Origin of the sequence: Streptomyces sp. V4I23 (genome assembly GCF_030817975.1) — a bacterium.
Lineage (GTDB): Bacteria > Actinomycetota > Actinomycetes > Streptomycetales > Streptomycetaceae > Streptomyces.
The window spans coordinates 5270024-5286793 of sequence record NZ_JAUSZW010000004.1 but is presented as its reverse complement, the minus strand read 5'-3'; the positions used below and the strand labels follow the sequence as shown (position 1 = coordinate 5286793).

Sequence of the window (16770 nt, the reverse complement as noted above, 5' to 3'; positions counted from 1 at the left end):
TGCTGCCCCCTCGGTCACAGTCGCTTCACACCTTTGATGCGTCCGGCTCGTGCCGCCCGCGTCCTCGCCGCCCTGATCCGCAGTCCGCCGCGCTGGGAGCCGATCCGCAGGCCGGTGCCCGACGTCAGCCAGCCGGAGGCGACGTCGGTGGCGTTGCTGCTCTGGCTCTCGGCGAGCGGGTCGTTGTCGCTGCGTCTGGCGAGCCACATGATCAGCGGCACGGTGAAGGGCGCGAGGATCAGGTCGTAGACGGCTGCGGTGAACAGCAGGCTGCCGAGGCCGACATGGCGGGCCGCGGTGTCGCCGACGAGGGCGCCCACTCCCGCGTACAGCAGGGTGGATCCGATCGCGGCGGCGACGACCACGACCATCGGGCCGGTGGCGGAGCGCAGTTGCTGCCCGTTGTCGGGCCGGATGAGGCCGGCGAGGTAGCCGATGACGCACAGGACGAGCGCGTAGCGGCCGGCCGCGTGGTCGGCGGGCGGCGCGATGTCGGCGAGGAGGCCGGCGCCGAAGCCGATGAAGGCGCCCGCGACATGGCCGTAGACCATGGCGAGTCCGAGGACGGTCAGCAGCATCAGGTCCGGGACCGCGCCGGGCAGCTGGAGGCGGGCCAGGACGGTGACCTGGATGACGAGGGCGACCACGACCAGGGTCGTGGAGAGCAGCATCCGGTTGAAGCGCATGGGCGGATCAGCTCCTGTTACTCGTCGTCCGGGACATCGGCGGCGTTGTCGCCCGGTGGATCCTGTCCGGTGTCCTGCGCCTGCCCGCTGTCCTGCGTCTGCTCGTCCAGGGCCTGGCTGTCCTCCGTCTCGCCGTCGGCACCGGGTGTGACGGTCACCGTGACGGTGGGCGTCGGCTTGGGCTTCGCGGGCCTCGGCGGGAGCACCATGTCGCGCGGGTCGCTGTTCGGCGCCTGGACGACGACGCCGACGATGTCGAGCCTGCTGAAGGCGGCGTACGGGCGGACGTAGATGTTCCGGGTGAGGTCGCCGCCCGACGGGTCGACGCGGATGACCTCGCCGACCGGGACGCCCGGCACGAACGGCTTGTTGCCCTGCGAGCCGAAGGTGACCAGCCGGTCGCCCTTCTTGACCTTGGACTTGCCGTTGAGCAGCTGGACCAGGAGCGGCCGGTCGCCCTGACCGGTCGCGAAGCCCAGCTCGTTGGTCTTCTCCATCCGCGTGCCGACGGTGAAGTCGGGGTCGTTGGCGAGCAGGACCGTGGACGTGCTGGGGCCGACGGTGGTGACGCGGCCGACGAGTCCGTTGCTGTTGAGGACGGTCATGTCGCGCCTGATGCCGTCCTGGGCGCCGATGTCGATCGTGACCGTCCAGGAGAAGCCCTGCGCCGCTCCTATGGCGATGACCTCGGCGCCCTTGATCCCGTACTGTCCGGCCGCCGCGGTCCTGATCAGGCCGTCGAGCTCGCGCAGCCGGCTGCGGTTGCGGTCGTCGCTGCCGAGCCGCTGCTTGAGCTCGGCGTTCTCCCGCTCCAGCTCGCTGATGCGGTCGTGACGCTCGCCGGAGTCGCGTACGGCGCCGATGGCGTTGCCGATCGGTGCGACGGCCGCCGCGACACCGCTCTCGACCGGGCCGAAGACCGTGGCCGCGGCCTGCCGGGCTCCGTCGACCGGTGACTCCTCACCGCCGCGGATGTCCACCGTGATCAAGGCGAACGCGATGGCGATCAGCAGCACCAGGAGCAGCCGGCTCTCTCGTGTGTCCCTCACGTGCGGCGGCCGTGCCTTCCTCGTCGGAATGGTGATGTCGGTGGAGCAACGGTCCTTCGCCTGGGGCGGAGGCGGAAGGACCCCCTTGTGGGGGCCCCGCGGGCCCCCGAACGGCGGATGCGGGCCCGGCCGCTGCCGGGCGCCGCCTCCCGGTCAACGACGCGGCTGGGCGTCCAGCACCTGCTGGAGCGCCTCGAACTCCTCGACGCACTTGCCGGATCCGAGCGCCACCGAGTCCAGCGGGTCCTCGGCGATGTGGATCGGCATGCCCGTCTCGCGGCGCAGCCGCTCGTCGAGGCCGCGCAGCAGTGCGCCACCGCCGGTGAGGACGATGCCGCGGTCCATGACGTCGCCGGACAGCTCCGGCGGGCACTTGTCGAGCGTCGTTTTGACGGCGTCGACGATCGCGTTGACCGGTTCCTCGATGGCCTTGCGGACCTCCGCGGCGGAGATGACCACGGTCTTGGGCAGACCGGAGACGAGGTCGCGGCCGCGGATCTCGGTGTGCTCCTCCTTGTCCATCTCGTACGCCGAGCCGATGGTGATCTTGATGTTCTCGGCGGTGCGCTCACCGAGCAGGAGCGAGTACTCCTTCTTGATGTGCTGGATGATCGCGTTGTCCAGCTCGTCGCCGGCGACGCGGATGGACTGTGCCGTGACGATTCCGCCGAGCGAGATCACGGCGACCTCGGTGGTGCCGCCGCCGATGTCGACGACCATGTTGCCGGTGGCCTCGTGGACGGGGAGTCCGGAGCCGATGGCCGCGGCCATCGGCTCCTCGATGATGTGCACCTGGCGTGCGCCGGCCTGCGTCGACGCCTCGATCACCGCACGGCGCTCGACACCCGTGATACCGGAGGGGACACAGACCACGACGCGCGGACGGGCGAGGTACCGGCGCTTGTGGATCTTCAGGATGAAGTAGCGGAGCATCCGCTCGGTGATCTCGAAGTCGGCGATGACGCCGTCCTTCAGCGGCCGGACGGCAACGATGTTGCCCGGCGTCCGGCCGATCATCTTCTTCGCCTCGGCGCCGACCGCGAGAATGCCGCCCGTGTTGGTGTTGATCGCGACGACGGACGGCTCGTTGAGAACGATCCCCCGGCCTCTGACGTACACCAGCGTGTTGGCGGTCCCGAGGTCGACAGCCATGTCACGGCCGATGAACGACATGTTGTTCCCCATGAGGATTCGTCTGGCCTTCCCAAATCGAGCGTTGATGGCTTTTCAGGACGGCGAGGTGGGTGCTGTGGCGTGAGGCTTACATCGTAGTGCCGCCCCCGCGGACACCGCGCGCTGGTCCACCTCTGTTTATCGTGACGATGTGTCGGAGCGATGCGTTCCCGCAATGGCCCGGCCTATGCCAAGGGGCGACCGAAATTCCTTCGGTCGCCCCAGGTCATGAGCGCTGTTCGGCTGACGTCGCGTCAGGAAAGTCCGGGAAAGAAAATCTTCAGCTCCCGAATGGCGGACTCCTCGGAGTCCGAGGCGTGGATGAGATTCTCCCGGACGATGGTGCCGAAGTCGCCACGAATGGAGCCCGGAGCCGCCGCGATCGGGTCGGTCGGTCCCGCCAGCTGGCGTACACCCTCGATGACGCGCTCGCCCTCGACGACGAGTGCGACGACCGGGCCGGAGGACATGAAGGCGACCAGCGGCTCGTAGAACGGCTTGCCCTTGTGCTCTCCGTAGTGCTGCTCCAGGGTGTCCTGGTCCAGCGTGCGCAGCTCCAGCGCGCTGATGGTCCAGCCCGCCTTGGCCTCGATGCGGCCGATGATCTCGCCGATCAGGCCGCGTCGTACGGCGTCGGGCTTGAGCAGGACGAGCGTGCGCTGACTCACGGTACGGGCTCCTTCAGGTGCGGATTCAGGGCCTGCCGCGTCCCAACCGGGCAGCAGGCACTGACGAGGCTACAGGGCGAAAGCCGCCCGCGATTACGCAGCGTCAGGCCCTGCCGAGGCCTGCTCCTCCCACCGGGCCTTCGCCTCGTCGATCCTGCGACCGTAGAACACCGAGGCCCACCACAGACCGGCGAACAGCGCGCCGAGGAAGAACATGGCCGGCACCACGAAACCGCTCGCGATGAGCGCGATCTGGAGCGCCCAGCCCAGCTGGATCCCACCGGGCCGTGTGATCATGCCGCACAGCAGCACCGAGAGCAGCATCGCGATCCCGCAGACCGTCCACACCGCGGCCATCGACGCGCCGTCCGACTTCATCGCGACAAGACCGGCGAAGCCGATCACGAAGAACTCGCCGATCAGGGTGGATGCACAGAGCGTACGCATCGGGTGTCAGCCCCTCCCGAGGAGCAGCCGGGCCTCGCCGACCGTGATCACGGAGCCGGTCACCAGCACGCCCGCGCCAGCGAACTCCGACTCCTCCTCCGCCAGCGTGATCGCCGCCTCCAGCGCGTCGTCCAGACGCGGCTCGACGACCACCCTCTCGTCGCCGAAGACCTCGACGGCGATCGCCGCGAGCTCGTCCGCGTTCATGGCGCGGGGCGTGGAGTTCTGCGTGACGACGATCTCGGCGAAGATCGGCTCGAACGCCTCCAGCAGGCCCCGCACATCCTTGTCGTCGCTCGTGCCGACCACGCCGATGAGGCGGGAGAAGCCGAACGACTCCGTGATGCCGGCGGCGGTCGCCCGCGCGCCCGCCGGATTGTGCGCGGCGTCCAGCACGACGGTGGGGCTGCGGCGCACGACCTCGAGACGGCCCGGGGAGGAGACCGAGGCGAACGCCTTGCGGATGGTGTCCATGTCCAGCGCACGCGTCTGCTCGGCGCCCACGCCGAAGAAGGCCTCGACCGCGGCGAGCGCGACCGCCGCGTTGTGCGCCTGGTGGGCTCCGTAGAGCGGGAGGAAGATCTGGTCGTACTCGCCGCCGAGCCCGCGCAGCGTCAGGAGCTGGCCGCCGACCGCGATCTCCCGGGAGACCACGCCGAACTCCATGCCCTCGCGGGCGACGGTCGCGTCGGCCTCCACTGCCTTCTTCAGCATCACCTGGGCGGCGTCCACCGGCTGCTGCGCCAGGATGACCGTCGCACCCTGCTTGATGATGCCGGCCTTCTCGCCGGCGATCTCGGCATGCGTGGCGCCGAGCCGGTCGGTGTGGTCCAGATCGATGGGCGTGACCACGGCCACCGAGCCGTCGATCACGTTCGTCGCGTCCCAGCTGCCGCCCATGCCGACCTCGACGACGGCGACGTCCACCGGCGCGTCGGCGAACGCCGCGTACGCCATGCCGGTGAGCACCTCGAAGAAGGAGAGCCGGTACTCCTGGCCGGCGTCGACCATCTCCACGTACGGCTTGATGTCGCGGTACGTCTCGATGAAGCGCTCGGCCTCGATGGGGGCGCCGTCCAGGCTGATCCGCTCCGTGATCGACTGGACGTGGGGCGACGTGTACCGCCCGGTGCGCAGATCGAAGGCGCCGAGCAGCGCCTCGATCATGCGGGCCGTGGACGTCTTGCCGTTGGTTCCCGTGATGTGGATCGAGGGGTACGCCCGCTGGGGCTCGCCCAGCACGTCCATCAGGGCGGAGATCCGGGAGACCGAGGGCTCCAGCTTGGTCTCGCCCCAGCGCGTCGCCAGGTCGGCCTCGACCTCGCGCAGCGCCTTGTCCACCTCCGGGTCCGCGGGCCGGGCGGGCACGGCGTCGGTCTGCGGCGCCCCGGCCTGCGCGCGCAGGGTGCGGCTGCCGGCCTCGATCACCGCCAGGTCGGGGTCACGGTCGGTCTCGGCATCGACGATCTCGTCGAAGGCGTCGGACTCGTCGAAGGGATCGGGGTGCTCACTCACGGGTCCAGTCTACGGAGCCCTGCCGGCCGCCCCGGCCTGGCCACCGCCCTCGGCGCACGCGCACTCGCGACGCCGTCCCGTCATGCCGTAGGTCATGCCGTAGGTCATGCCGTCTCGCATGCCGTCCCGTCATCAGGGCTCGGCCGCCGGAAGCGTCTGCTCGCACCAGATCGTCTTGCCGGCGGTGGTGTACCGCGTGCCCCACCGCTGGGTGAGCTGGGCCACCAGCAGCAGCCCCCTTCCGCCCTCGTCGAAGACGCGGGCCCGCCGCAGATGGGGAGCGGTGCTGCTGCCGTCGGAGACCTCGCAGATCAAAGCGGTGTCGCGGATGAGCCGCAGCTGGATGGGGGAGCCACCGTGGCGGATGGCATTGGTCACGAGCTCACTGACCACCAGTTCGGTGATGAACGACAACTCGGCCAGCTGCCAGGCATCGAGCTGCTCGGTGGCCAACGTCCGGGCCATCCCGACATGTTCGGGGTCGACGGGAACGTCCCAGGTGACGACCTGGTCGGTCGGCAGGGCGCGGGTCCGGGCGAGCAGCAAGGTGACGTCGTCGTCCGGATGGTCGGTGAGCGAGGTCTCCACCACGCGGTCGCACGTCGCTTCCAGCGACTCCCCGGCGAACGCCAGCGTGCGGCGAAGCCGTTCGAGGCCGTGATCCAGGTCGAAATGCCTGGAGCGCACCAGACCGTCGCTGAACAGCGCGAGAGTGCTGCCCGCGGCAAGGTCCAGTTCGGTCGTCTCGAAGGGCAGGCCACCGACTCCTAGCGGGGGGCCGGTGTCTCCGGGGACCGGCTCCACCGCTCCCTGGGGAGTGATCAAGAGGGGCAGCGGATGGCCGGCACTGGCGAGGCAGAAACGGCGGGAGATCGGGTCGTAGACCGCGTACAGGCAGGTCGAACCCACCTCTCCTGTCGGTGTGCTGTCGCCTTCGGTGAGGTGGATGACCAGGTCGTCGAGGTGGGTGAGGAGCTCGTCGGGTGACAGGTCGACGTCCGCCAGGGTACGAACCGCGGTGCGCAGACGTCCCATGGCGGCAGAGGCATGGACGCCGTGGCCCACCACGTCCCCGACGACCAGGGCCACCCGGGTACCCGACAACGGGATCACATCGAGCCAGTCGCCGCCCACCCCGGCCTCCGTCCCGGTCGGCAGGTAGCGGTAGGCGAAGTCGACAGCCGGCTGCTCGGGCAGCCGCTGCGGCAGCAGGCTGCGCTGCAGCGTCAGCGCAGTCTCGCGCTCGCGGGTGTAGCGCCGCGCGTTGTCGGTGGCGACGGCGGCCTTCGCGGCCAATTCCTCGGCACCGGACAGGTCGTCCTGCGCGAACGGCGGGGAACGGTGGGACCGCCAGAAGGTGACGGCCCCCATCAGGACGCCCTGCGCGAACAGCGGCGCGGTGATCAGCGAGTGCATGCCGTACTCGAGGAACCTGTCCGCCTGCTGCGGATCGGGGGCCCACCATGTAGGGGCAGAACGCAGATCGGGCAGGAGAGCCGCGCCCGTGCGGCGGTTGGTCGAGAACGGCGCGACGGGCTCGAGCAGTGCGCCGACCGGGTCCAGCGGGGCGTCGTCCCAGACGCCTCCCCGGGCGACGCGCCGCATGGCGACGCCGTCGGCCTGCGCCGGCTCGCCGCCTCGCAGGACGGATACGTCCAGGTCGACGGTGACGAAGTCGGCGAAGCGGGGGACGGACACCTTCACCAGTTCGTCAGCCGTCCGTCTCACATCGAGGGTGGTGCCGACGGCCATGCCGGCGTCGTAGAGCAGTCTGAGCCTCCGGTGCGCGGCCTCTGCCTGCTCAAGGGTGTTCTCCAGGGAGCCGGCCATGGTGTTGAACGCCGTCTCCAGCTGCCCGATCTCGCGTTTGCCGGTGCGCGGCATGCGTGCGCTCAAGTCCCCCGCGGCGAGCCGGGTCGCCAGACCGGCCGCCCTGCGCACCGGCCAGACGACCGTCCGCGTCACCCATCCGCCGTAGGCGACGATCACAAGGATCGACACCCCGACACCGATCGACCCCGCGACGGTCGCCCTGCGCAGGTCGGCGGCGACGCCGGCCTCGCGGGTGGTGATCCCAGACCGCTCGGCGGCGGTGTAGCGGGCGGACAGGCCCATGAGTTCGTCGATGCGCTGCACGCCCCGCAACGTCACCGTCACGCTGCTCACACCGGGTTCGCCTCGTCGTGCCGCGTCGACGAGCGGAACCGAGTAGTCGTCGATGAAGGCCCGGCCGACCTGCCGGATCTGCTCTGCGAGCTCCCTCTGGGCGGGGGAGGTGCTGACGTCCACGAGTTGTTGCGCCCGACCGGGGAAGGAAGAGCGTGCGGCCCGCCACGGCTCGAGGAACTGCTCCTGCCGGGTGATGAGGAAGCGGCGCTGCCCGCTCTCCAGATCGAGGACGGCCTCCTCGACCATCCCTACCCGGGTCAGCGCCACCCGGGCATTCCGGGTCGCAAGCATCGACTCCCGCGCATCATTGATCGCCCACAGCACCACCCCGAAGGCGATGCCGATGATCACGGCGAGAAGGCCGCCCGCAGCAGCCGTCAGGGGGACAAGTCCCCATCGCGGAGACATACCCGGTCGGCCTCGACGCAGCATGCGGGCGCCCACTCTCGCCACAGAGCAAAGAATCGGACACTAAGGGTCATACCCCTACTTTTGAATTGTAGAAGAGGCCCGCAGGGGTGACGGAGGGTGCGCGCAGGCGCCCGGCATCGCCCGAGAGCGGGATGCCGGGCGCCTGCGGAGACTCGCGGGCCTACCGGGCCTACCGGGCCTCGGGAAGGCGGTCCAGCTGGGCCGTGATGCGGGCGACGTCCTCGTCCGCCGTGGCCAGACGCTTACGGATCTTGTCGACCACGTTGTCCGGCGCCTTGGCGAGGAACGCCTCGTTGCCGAGCTTCGCCGTGGCCTGCGCCTTCTCCTTCTCGGCCGCCGCCAGGTCCTTCGTCAGGCGCTTGCGCTCGGCCTCGACGTCGATCGTGCCCGACAGGTCCAGCGCGACCGTGGCGCCCGCGACCGGAAGGGAGGCGGTGGCCTGGAAGCCCTCGCCCTCCGGCTGGAGCCGGAGCAGCTGACGGATCGCGGGCTCGTGCGGAGCGAGCGCGGTGCCGTCCAGGGTGAGCCGGGCCGGAACCTTCTGACCGGGCTGAAGCCCCTGGTCGCTGCGGAAGCGGCGGACCTCGGTGACGACCCGCTGGACGAGCTCGATCTCCCGCTCGGCGGCCTCGTCGCGGAAGCCGCTGTCACTCGGCCAGTCGGCGACCACGAGCGACTCCCCACCGGTCAGCGTCGTCCACAGGGTGTCCGTGACGAAGGGGACGACCGGGTGCAGCAGGCGCAGCATCACGTCCAGGACCTCGCCGAGGACCCGGCCGGAGACCTTGGCCTGCTCGCCGCCCTCGAAGAACGTCGTCTTCGACAGCTCGACGTACCAGTCGAAGACCTCGTCCCAGGCGAAGTGGAAGAGGGACTCGGAGAGCTTCGCGAACTGGTAGTCCTCGTAGTACGCGTCGACTTCGGCGACCGTCTTGTTCAGGCGCGACAGGATCCACCGGTCGGTGGAGGACATCTGCTCGGGCGCGGGCAGCGGGCCCTCGACCGTCGCGCCGTTCATCAGCGCGAAGCGGGTCGCGTTCCAGATCTTGTTGGCGAAGTTGCGCGAGCCCTGGACCCAGTCCTCGCCGATCGGCACGTCGACGCCGGGGTTGGCACCGCGGGCGAGCGTGAAGCGCAGCGCGTCGGAGCCGTACTTGTCCATCCAGTCCAGCGGGTTGACCGCGTTCCCGAAGGACTTGGACATCTTCTTGCCGAACTGGTCGCGGACCATGCCGTGCAGGGCGATGGTGTGGAACGGCGGGGTGCCGTCCATCGCGTAGATGCCGAACATCATCATCCGGGCGACCCAGAAGAAGAGGATGTCGTAGCCGGTGACCAGGACCGAGTTCGGGTAGAACTTCGCGAGGCTCTCGGTCCGATCGGGCCAGCCGAGCGTGGAGAACGGCCACAGGCCGGAGGAGAACCAGGTGTCCAGGACGTCGGTCTCCTGGTGCCAGCCCTCGCCGCTCGGCGCCTCCTCGTCCGGGCCGACGCAGACGGTCTCGCCGTTCGGGCCGTACCAGACCGGGATGCGGTGGCCCCACCACAGCTGGCGCGAGATGCACCAGTCGTGGAGGTTGTCGACCCAGTCGAAGTACCGCTTCTCCATCTCCTGCGGGTGGATCTTGACCTTGCCGTCGCGCACGGCGTCGCCGGCCGCCTTCGCCAGCGGGCCGACCTTGACCCACCACTGCATGGACAGGCGCGGCTCGATGGTGGTCTTGCAGCGCGAGCAGTGGCCGACGGAGTGGACGTACGGGCGCTTCTCGGCCACGATCCGGCCATCGGCGCGCAGCGCGGCGACGATGGCGGAACGAGCCTCCAGGCGGTCCAGTCCCTGGAAGGGGCCGTGCGCGGTGATGACCGCGCGCTCGTCCATGACGGCGAGCGACGGCAGGTTGTGCCGCTGGCCGATCTCAAAGTCGTTCGGGTCATGGGCCGGCGTCACCTTGACGGCACCGGTGCCGAACTCGGGGTCGACGTGCTCGTCCGCGACGACGGGGATCGTACGGTCCGTCAGCGGCAGCCTGATCTGCTTGCCGACCAGGTGCTTGTAGCGCTCGTCGTCGGGGTGGACGGCGACGGCGGTGTCACCGAGCATCGTCTCGGCGCGAGTTGTGGCGACGACGATGGTGTCGTCACCGTCTCCGTACTTCATGGAGACGAGTTCGCCGTCGTCGTCCTGGTACTCGACCTCGATGTCCGAGATGGCCGTCAGACAGCGCGGACACCAGTTGATGATGCGCTCGGCGCGGTAGATGAGCTCGTCGTCGTACAGCCTCTTGAAGATGGTCTGAACGGCCTGCGAGAGCCCCTCGTCCATCGTGAACCGCTCGCGGGACCAGGCGACGCCGTCGCCCAGGCGGCGCATCTGCCCGGAGATCTGGCCTCCGGACTCGCTCTTCCACTGCCAGACGCGCTCGATGAAGGCCTCGCGACCGAGGTCGTGACGGGACTTGCCCTCCTTGGCGAGCTCACGCTCGACGACGTTCTGCGTGGCGATGCCGGCGTGGTCCATGCCGGGCTGCCACAGCGTCTCGTAACCCTGCATCCGCTTGCGGCGGGTCAGGGCGTCGATCAGTGTGTGCTCGAAGGCATGGCCGAGGTGGAGGCTGCCCGTGACGTTCGGCGGCGGGATGACGACGGTGAAGGGCGGCTTCTCGCTCTTCGCGTCCGCCTCGAAGTACCCGCGCTCTACCCAGCGCTCGTACAGCGCCCCCTCTACGTCGGCCGGCGCGTACTGGGTCGGCAGTTCGGGGGTGCTGGCTGGCTGATGCTGAGTGTTCTCGGTCACGGGGCCAGTTTAGGGGTGTCACGGGGCGGTGCTGAAACGCGATTGTTCGGTAACGGTGTGACCCCCGCCGCCCCGGGGGTGGGCCGCTTGCGCCAGGATGTCGGGAACACATAAACATCACGAGGGGAACACCCGTAATGAGCTACAACCAACCGGGTCCGTACGGCGGCCAGCCGCAGCAGCCGGGCCCGTACGGCCAGCCGGGACCCTACGGCCAGCCGCAGGGGCAACCGGGCCCCTACGGCCAGCAGCCGCAGGCCCCGCAGCCCGGTTACGGGTATCCGCAACAGGCCCCGCAGGGCGTGCCGCCGCAGCAGCAGCCGGGCCAGTGGGGCCAGCCGCAGCAGCCGGGCCCCTACGGCCAGCAGCCCCAGTACGGCCAGCAGCCTCAGTACGGCGCCTACCCGCCGCCTCCGCCGGCCCAGGGCGGCGGCAAGAAGACGGGTCTGATCATCGGCGCGGTTGTGGTGGCTCTCGCCGTACTTGGCGGCGGTGCGTACTTCCTGTTCGGCAGCGGAGGGAGCCTCGAGGACGATGGCCCGCACAAGCTCAGCACGCCCGAAACCGTGCTGACGGAGTACAAGCGGGTCACGAAGGACGGCGCGAAGGACGAGGCCGCGGCCAAGGACTTCGCCGCTGCCGGCGTGAAGGACGGCACGAGCGTCATGGGCGCCTACTCGACCATCGACATGAAGGACCTGGACCTCACCGACCCGACTTCGGCCGAGAAGATCAAGGCGTCGAAGGGCCTCAACTTCAGCGGCGCCTTCGGCACGGTGGACGACCCGGAGAAGGTCATCGACAACCTCTTTGCAGCGATCAAGCTCGAAGCCGAGAAGGACGACAAGGGCAAGACGAAGTTCATCGGTTCGCCGGAGTCCGTGGAGCCGGACGGGCTCGACGGGGCGCTCATGAAGTGCCAGAACGTCGAGGGCCAGAACGCGCAGACCAAGCAGGTACAGAAGCAGGCGTTCTGCATCTGGGCCGACTTCAGCACCGTGGCCCTCGTCTCTGCTGCTGACAAGGCCGAGGGCCTCGGCGTTGAGGCCACCGCGTCCATCGCGGCAGACCTCCGCGAGGCGATTCGCGTCAAGTCCTGACAGGCTGCTGACACCGCAGAGGGCGTTTGACCAGGTCATATCCTGGTCAAACGCCCTCGAACTTTCAGCAGGCTCGGCCTCAGAGGCGGCTAAGCGCGCAGGCACGCCTTCGTGGCATGCCCCGGCCTGACACGGATTCACGCAGCATTCCCGAACAAGCGACCGGTACTTTTCGCCAGTCGGCCGATCTACGCCTGTGAGGTGAGCCATGTGATCAGTGGCGAGAGCCCCAGGCAGGGAGGCACTTGCTCCAACGGCGCGGCGCCTGGCCATTTCCTCAACTGGCCAGGCGCCTCTTCGTCGTTCACACGCGCTGCACGCGACTACGCGCTCTTCTCGTGCCGCCCGTTGCCCTCGTCCTTCACGATCCTCGGCACCAGCGTCGGGTTCACGTTGTTGTGGACCACGTCCTCCGTGATCACCACGCGGGCCACGTCCTTGCGGGACGGGACCTCGTACATCACCGACATCAGGACCTCCTCCATGATGGCCCGCAGGCCACGCGCGCCCGTGCCGCGCAGGATCGCCTGGTCGGCGATGGCCTCCAGGGCCGGGAGGTCGAAGTCCAGTTCCACGCCGTCGAGTTCGAACAGGCGCTGGTACTGCTTGACCAGCGCGTTGCGCGGCTCGACCAGGATCTTGAGCAGCGCCTCGCGGTCGAGGTTGTGGACCGAGGTGATGACGGGAAGGCGGCCGATGAACTCCGGGATCATGCCGAACTTGACCAGGTCCTCCGGCATGACCTCCTGGAACTGGTCGCTCGCCTCGATCTCCCGCTTCGAGCGGATCGTGGCGCCGAAGCCGATCCCCTTCGCCCCCGCACGCGACTCGATGATCTTCTCCAGGCCGGCGAACGCGCCGCCCACGATGAAGAGCACGTTCGTCGTGTCGATCTGGATGAACTCCTGGTGGGGATGCTTGCGGCCGCCCTGCGGGGGGACCGAAGCGGTGGTGCCCTCAAGGATTTTGAGGAGTGCCTGCTGGACGCCCTCGCCCGAGACGTCCCGGGTGATCGACGGGTTTTCGCTCTTACGGGCGACCTTGTCGATCTCGTCGATGTAAATGATCCCGGTCTCGGCCTTCTTGACGTCGTAGTCGGCCGCCTGGATCAGCTTGAGCAGGATGTTCTCGACGTCCTCACCGACATAGCCGGCCTCCGTCAGCGCGGTCGCGTCGGCGATCGCGAACGGCACGTTCAGCATGCGGGCCAGCGTCTGCGCGAGCAGTGTCTTGCCCGAACCCGTGGGCCCGAGCAGCAGGATGTTGGACTTGGCGAGCTCGATCGCGTCGTCCCGCCCCTGCGCGCCGCCGTTCTCGCCGGCCTGGACGCGCTTGTAGTGGTTGTACACCGCGACGGAGAGCGCCTTCTTGGCCGGCTCCTGGCCGACCACGTAGCTCTCCAGGAACTCGTAGATCTCGCGCGGCTTGGGAAGCTCCTCCCAGCGCACCTCGCTCGTCTCCGCGAGCTCCTCTTCGATGATCTCGTTGCAGAGGTCGATGCACTCGTCGCAGATGTACACCCCGGGGCCTGCGATGAGCTTCTTCACCTGCTTCTGGCTCTTTCCGCAGAACGAGCACTTGAGCAGGTCGCCGCCATCACCGATGCGTGCCACGAGGTGCTTCCCCTTCGCCTGGGAGCGGCTTGGTTCAGCCGGCTCCTGGTGCCTCATATCCGACGGTACCTTGCCTGGCCCCCCGTTCGGGCCCCCCTTGGCGCGGTTCACATTGTCGTGTACCGCACCAAGGGTGCTGCCGGATCCGTCAGGCGGCCGCTGCGGCCGTGCTCTTACGGGTCGAGACGATCTGGTCGACGAGGCCGTACGCCAGGGCGTCCTCGGCGGTCAGGATCTTGTCGCGCTCGATGTCGTCGCGGACCTTCTCGATCGGTGTGGTGGAGTGCTTGGCCAGCATCTCCTCCAGCTGCTCGCGCATGCGCAGGATCTCGTTGGCCGCGATCTCCAGGTCCGACAGCTGCTCCCGGCCGGTCTGCGAGGACGGCTGGTGGATGAGCACGCGCGCGTGCGGCAGGGCCATCCGCTTGCCGGGGGTGCCGGCGGCCAGCAGCACGGCCGCGGCGGACGCCGCCTGGCCCATGCAGACCGTCTGGATGTCCGGCTTCACGAACTGCATCGTGTCGTAGATGGCGGTCAGCGCGGTGAAGGAGCCACCGGGGCTGTTGATGTAGATCGAGATGTCGCGGTCCGGGTCCATCGACTCCAGGCACAGCAGCTGCGCCATCACGTCGTTGGCGGAGGCGTCGTCGATCTGCACGCCGAGGAAGATCACACGCTCCTCGAAGAGCTTCGCGTACGGGTCGTACTCGCGCACGCCCTGCGAGGTGCGCTCGACGAAGCGCGGGACGACGTAGCGGTTGTCCGGCTGAGGGCCGGTGTAGAGACCGCTCGCGGAGAAGTTGCTCATGTGGGTGTTCACCATCCTGGTGGCGTTCTGCGGGCTCGGGTGGGGGCTCTGCGGCTCAGGCGCCGGTGCCGCCGCCGCCCGGGACGCCCGATGCGGCGGAGATGATCTCGTCGATGAGGCCGTAGTCCTTGGCCTCCTCCGAGGTGAACCAGCGGTCCCGGTCACCGTCACGGATGATCGTCTCGACGGTCTGACCGGAGTGCTGGGCGGTGATCTCCGCCATGCGCTTCTTGGTGCGGAGCAGGTACTCGGCCTGGATCTTGATGTCCGAGGCGGTACCGCCGAGACCGGCCGAACCCTGGTGCATGAGGATGTCGGTGTTCGGCAGGGCGAAGCGCTTGCCGGGGGCGCCGCCCGTCAGCAGGAACTGGCCCATGGACGCCGCCATGCCCATGCCGATGGTCACGACGTCGTTCGGGATGTACTGCATGGTGTCGTAGACCGCCATGCCGGCCGTCACCGAGCCACCGGGGCTGTTGATGTAGAGGTAGATGTCCTTGTCGGGGTCGGCGGCCAGGAGCAGCATCTGCGCCGTGATCTTGTTGGCGATGTCGTCGTCGACCTGCTGGCCGAGGAAGATGATGCGCTCGCCGAGCAGCCGGCTGTAGACCTGGTCGCCGAGGCCACCACCGATGGACGGCTCACCGGCGGCGTAAGGCATCAGATTCGTCACGTGTCCACCTGCTCGTCTCTGACGGCTTCGGCCGTCTCAGCGTCTTGGTACTGGGGGCGGGGACTCCCCTGCCCTCGTATTCATGGACCCTAACGCGCAGGTCGGACATAGCCATCCCGGTTCCCGAACTGTTCGCTCGGAGCGCAAGGTAGTTGGCCCCCGGCGGCGCCCGCGGCCCCGGCCGTCTACGCCGACGGGCTCCGGGCGCCCTGCGGCGTCCGGAGCCCGTCCATGAGTGGGCGCGAGGCTCAGGCCTCGGACTTCTCGTCGCCCTCGGCGTCACCCTCGACGACGGCCTCGACCGTCTCGGCGGCGGCCTCGGTCTCGTCCTCGTCCTCCAGGTCGACGACCTCACCGTTGGTGTCGGTGACCGTGGCGGCCTCGACGACGACGGCCAGCGCCTTGCCGCGGGCGACCTCGCCGACGAGCATCGGCACCTGGCCGCCCTCGACGACGGCCTGGGCGAACTGGTCGGGGCTCATGCCGGAGGAGGCAGCGCGCCGCATGAGGTGCTCGGTGAGCTCCTCCTGGTTGACGTTGAGCTTCTCCCGGTTGACCAGCTCGTCCAGGACGAACTGGGTCTTGATGCCCTTGACCGCCTGCTCCTTGGTCTCGGCGTCGAACTCCTCGGCGGTCTTGCCCTGGATCTCCAGGTACTTGTCGAGGGTCAGACCCATCTGACCGAGCTGGTGGTGCTCGAGGTTGTGCTTACGGGTGTTGATCTCGTCCTCGAGCAGCTTCTCGGGGACCGGGACCTCGACCAGCTCGAGCAGCTTCTCCAGGACGCGCTCCTGGGCCTGCGTGGCCTGGTCGTACTGCTTCATGTTCTCGAGGCGCTTGCGGCTGTCCGCCTTCAGCTCCTCGAGGGTGTCGAACTCGCTCGCCATCTGCGCGAAGTCGTCGTCGAGCTCGGGGAGCTCACGGGCGGCGACGGCGGTGACCTTGACGGTGACCTCGGCGTCCTTGCCCTCGGCGGAGCCGCCCTTCAGCTGGGAGGTGAAGGTCGCCTCGCCGCCGGCCTCCAGGCCGGTGACGGCCTCGTCGATGCCGTCGAGGAGCTCGCCGGAACCGATGGTGTACGACACGCCGTTCGCGACACCGTCGGGCAGGACCTCGCCGTCGACCTTGGCCTCGAGGTCGATCGTGACGACGTCGCCCTCGGCGGCGGCGCGCTCGACCGGGTTGGTGGAAGCGAAGCGCTCGCGCAGCTGCTCGACGGACTTCTCGACGTCCTCGTCGGTGACCTCGACGGCGTCGACGGTGACCTCGATGCCGGAGTAGTCCGGGATCTCGATGGCCGGGCGGACGTCCACCTCGGCGGTGAAGTTCAGCGTCTCGCCGTCCTTCAGCTCCGTGATGTCGACCTCGGGCTGGCCGAGCGGGTTGATCTCGGCCTCGTTGACCGCCTCGGTGTAGAACTTCGGGAGGGCGTCGTTGACGGCCTCCTCCAGCACCGCACCCCGGCCGAACCGCTGGTCGATGACCCGCGCCGGGATCTTGCCCTTGCGGAAGCCCTTGACCGTGACCTGCTGGTTGATCTTCTTGTACGCCGCGTCGAGGCTGGCCTTGAGCTCCTCGAAGGGCACCTCGACAGTGAGCCGAACCCGGGTCGGGTTCAGGGTCTCCACGGCGCTCTTCACGGT

The 16770-nt window shown here is 68.9% G+C and carries 13 protein-coding genes; 1 reads left to right on the top strand and 12 read right to left on the bottom strand.

From position 1 onward, the window contains the following. Positions 1 to 14: 14 nt before the first annotated feature. The 8 genes from mreD to QFZ82_RS26280 all read right to left on the bottom strand — a co-directional run bounded on the left by mreD (position 15) and on the right by QFZ82_RS26280 (position 10933). Entirely contained in the window at positions 15 to 686 is a 672-nt protein-coding gene (gene mreD / locus QFZ82_RS26315; RefSeq protein ID WP_307715506.1) for a rod shape-determining protein MreD, read from the bottom strand. A 17-nt stretch (positions 687 to 703) separates the two neighbouring features. After that, the gene (gene mreC / locus QFZ82_RS26310) at positions 704 to 1735 is read right to left on the bottom strand and encodes a rod shape-determining protein MreC (RefSeq protein ID WP_307715505.1); all 1032 of its coding nucleotides are present in this window, start codon (positions 1733 to 1735) and stop codon (positions 704 to 706) included. A 153-nt stretch (positions 1736 to 1888) separates the two neighbouring features. Next, the gene (locus QFZ82_RS26305) at positions 1889 to 2908 is read right to left on the bottom strand and encodes a rod shape-determining protein (protein ID WP_307717846.1); all 1020 of its coding nucleotides are present in this window, start codon (positions 2906 to 2908) and stop codon (positions 1889 to 1891) included. A gap of 254 nt (positions 2909 to 3162) precedes the next feature. Continuing rightward, entirely contained in the window at positions 3163 to 3576 is a 414-nt protein-coding gene (gene ndk / locus QFZ82_RS26300; RefSeq protein ID WP_177150819.1) for a nucleoside-diphosphate kinase, read from the bottom strand. Between the two features lie 93 nt (positions 3577 to 3669). Beyond that, complete coding sequence (locus QFZ82_RS26295) at positions 3670 to 4023, bottom strand: DUF4233 domain-containing protein (RefSeq protein WP_177150820.1); 354 nt, start codon at positions 4021 to 4023, stop codon at positions 3670 to 3672. A 6-nt stretch (positions 4024 to 4029) separates the two neighbouring features. Beyond that, positions 4030 to 5538: a folylpolyglutamate synthase/dihydrofolate synthase family protein gene (locus QFZ82_RS26290; RefSeq protein ID WP_307715504.1), complete on the bottom strand. Its 1509-nt coding sequence runs from the start codon at positions 5536 to 5538 to the stop codon at positions 4030 to 4032. 132 nt (positions 5539 to 5670) lie between these two features. Beyond that, positions 5671 to 8115 carry a SpoIIE family protein phosphatase gene (locus QFZ82_RS26285; RefSeq protein WP_307715503.1) on the bottom strand — a complete coding sequence of 815 codons (2445 nt, stop codon included), beginning with the start codon at positions 8113 to 8115 and terminating at the stop codon, positions 5671 to 5673. A 193-nt stretch (positions 8116 to 8308) separates the two neighbouring features. Then, a complete protein-coding gene (locus QFZ82_RS26280; protein WP_307715502.1) occupies positions 8309 to 10933 on the bottom strand; it encodes a valine--tRNA ligase in 2625 nt (874 codons plus the stop codon). 137 nt (positions 10934 to 11070) lie between these two features. Here QFZ82_RS26280 and QFZ82_RS26275 point away from each other — a divergent pair, with 137 nt between their 5' ends. After that, entirely contained in the window at positions 11071 to 12033 is a 963-nt protein-coding gene (locus QFZ82_RS26275) for a hypothetical protein (RefSeq protein WP_307715501.1), read from the top strand. 323 nt (positions 12034 to 12356) lie between these two features. Here QFZ82_RS26275 and clpX read toward each other — a convergent pair whose 3' ends face one another. From clpX to tig, 4 genes are all read right to left on the bottom strand, one after another. Beyond that, positions 12357 to 13646 carry an ATP-dependent Clp protease ATP-binding subunit ClpX gene (gene clpX, locus QFZ82_RS26270; protein ID WP_177150824.1) on the bottom strand — a complete coding sequence of 430 codons (1290 nt, stop codon included), beginning with the start codon at positions 13644 to 13646 and terminating at the stop codon, positions 12357 to 12359. A 148-nt stretch (positions 13647 to 13794) separates the two neighbouring features. Beyond that, positions 13795 to 14469 carry an ATP-dependent Clp protease proteolytic subunit gene (locus tag QFZ82_RS26265; protein ID WP_177150825.1) on the bottom strand — a complete coding sequence of 225 codons (675 nt, stop codon included), beginning with the start codon at positions 14467 to 14469 and terminating at the stop codon, positions 13795 to 13797. 40 nt (positions 14470 to 14509) lie between these two features. Then, a complete protein-coding gene (locus QFZ82_RS26260) occupies positions 14510 to 15115 on the bottom strand; it encodes an ATP-dependent Clp protease proteolytic subunit (protein ID WP_307717845.1) in 606 nt (201 codons plus the stop codon). A 260-nt stretch (positions 15116 to 15375) separates the two neighbouring features. Then, positions 15376 to 16767: a trigger factor gene (tig, locus tag QFZ82_RS26255; RefSeq protein WP_307715500.1), complete on the bottom strand. Its 1392-nt coding sequence runs from the start codon at positions 16765 to 16767 to the stop codon at positions 15376 to 15378. Positions 16768 to 16770 lie beyond the last annotated feature (3 nt).